The sequence below is a fragment of the Micromonospora sp. WMMD737 genome, assembly GCF_049179055.1.
Lineage (GTDB): Bacteria > Actinomycetota > Actinomycetes > Mycobacteriales > Micromonosporaceae > Micromonospora > Micromonospora reichwaldensis.
In genome coordinates this window covers 1-1,965 of sequence record NZ_JBMHMH010000051.1, presented here as the reverse complement: position 1 = coordinate 1,965, position 1,965 = coordinate 1, and the positions used below count along the sequence as shown (strand labels likewise).

The following is a 1,965-nucleotide window of genomic DNA, read 5'->3' as shown; positions in this document are numbered from 1 at the left end:
GCCTGATCTACCTCCCGTCGCGCGGTCCGTTGCCGCCGGCGGCAACGGTGCTGCCCGGCGGGCGCGACGTCAGCTTCCCGACCGCCGACGGCCTGCAGCTGGACGCCTGGTTCCTGCCCGCCCGGGGTGGCCCGGCGGTGCTGATTCTGGGTGGCAACGGCGGCGACCGCTCGATGCGTGCGCCGCTGGCCGCGGCGTTGCACCGGATGGGGCTGTCGGTGCTGTTGACCGACTATCGCGGCTACGGCGGCAATCCGGGCCGCCCGAGCGAGTCGGGGCTGGCCGCCGACGCGCGCGCCGCGCTGGACTGGCTGACGCGGCAGCCGGAGGTCGACGCGGACCGCATCGCCTACTTCGGCGAGTCGCTGGGCGGCGCGGTCGCGGTCAGGCTTGCCGTCGAACAACCGCCCGCTGCGCTGATCCTGCGCTCACCGTTCAGCTCGCTGGGTGACGTGGTGGAGACGTACTTCCCGGTGCTGCCGTTGGGCCCGTTGCTGATCGACCGCTACCCTTCGGTCGACCGGATCGGCGCGCTGGCCGCCCCGCTGCTCGTCGTCGCGGGGGAGACCGACGGGGTCGTGCCGCTGCCGCTGAGCCGCCGGCTGTACGACGCGGCCCCGGGCCCCAAGGAGTTCGTGTCGGTGCCCGGCGCCGGCCACAACGACCGCGTGCTGCTGGACGGGGCGCAGCTGCTGCGCGCCGTCGAAGACTTCCTGCGCGACACCGCGGTGCTCGGCGGGCAGTGAAAACGGGGGTCGCGCACATCTCTTGACAGTGACTCCGCTCTTCGCGCGAGCGCTCATCGGCGGTCAAGTAATACTGGCGCGATGACCTCCTCAGCGCTGTGTGAGCAGTTCGGCATCGACTTCCCGCTCTTCGCCTTCAGCCACTGCCGCGACGTGGTGGCTGCGGTGACCAACGCCGGCGGCTTCGGTGTCCTCGGCGCGACCGCCTACAGCCCCACCCAGCTCGACCAGGAACTGGCCTGGATCGACGAGGCCGTCGGCGGCAAGCCCTACGGGGTGGACCTCATCGTGCCGGCCAAGTTCGAGGGCAAGGGCGAGAAGCTGTCCAGCGCTGAGCTGGCCGGACGGATCCCGCAGGCCTACCGCGACCTGGTCGACGATCTGCTGCGGGCCCATGACATCGAGCCCGAGCCGGACCGTCGCCTGGGCGGGGCGTCGCTGTCCGGCAACACCGGCCGCGAACTGCTCGACGTGGCGCTGACCCACCCGGTCAAGCTGATCGCCAACGCGCTGGGCGTGCCGCCGGACTACATGATCGAAGCCGGGAAGGAACGCGGAATCCCGGTCGCGGCGCTGGTCGGCGCCAAGGAGCACGCGGTCAAGCAGGTCGCCGCCGGGGTGGACCTGATCGTCGCGCAGGGCACCGAGGCCGGCGGGCACTGCGGCGAGGTCAGCACCCTGGTGGTGGTGCCCGAGGTCGTCGAGGCCGTCGAGTCGACCGGCAGCCAGGTCCCGGTCCTGGCCGCCGGCGGCATCGTGACCGGCCGGCAGATGGCCGGCATGGTCGCCGCCGGCGCCGCTGGCGCGTGGACCGGCTCGGTGTGGCTGACCACCGAGGAGGCCGAGACCGCCCCGCACACGGTGGCCAAGATGCTGGCCGCCCGCTCACGGGACACGGTGCGCTCGGCCGGGCGTACCGGCAAGCCGTCGCGCCAGCTGGTCTCCGACTGGACCGACGCCTGGCTGCCGCACACCGGCGGACACCAGCCGCTCGGCCTGCCGTTGCAGTCGATGCTGTGCGAGCCGGTGATCCGGCGCATCGACGTGCTGGCCGCACAGGGCCACGAAGGCGCCCAGGCGCTGGCGACCTACTTCGTCGGTCAGGGCGTCGGGCTGATGAACAAGGTGAAGCCGGCCCGTGAGGTGGTGCGCGAGTTCATCGAGGACTACCTGGCCGCCGCCGAGCGGCTGAGCAGTTCGCTGCCTGGCTGACTTCTCG

General features: G+C 72.4%; 2 protein-coding genes. Both read left to right on the top strand.

Annotated elements, in window-relative coordinates; translation table 11 throughout:
- Nucleotides 1-746 (top strand): alpha/beta hydrolase (locus tag ACN27A_RS34545; RefSeq protein WP_421459247.1); only part of this gene is annotated, 746 nt, incomplete at its 5' end.
- Between the two features lie 81 nt (nucleotides 747-827).
- The gene (locus ACN27A_RS34540) at nucleotides 828-1,958 is read left to right on the top strand and encodes an NAD(P)H-dependent flavin oxidoreductase (RefSeq protein ID WP_421459246.1); all 1,131 of its coding nucleotides are present in this window, start codon (nucleotides 828-830) and stop codon (nucleotides 1,956-1,958) included.
- Nucleotides 1,959-1,965 lie beyond the last annotated feature (7 nt).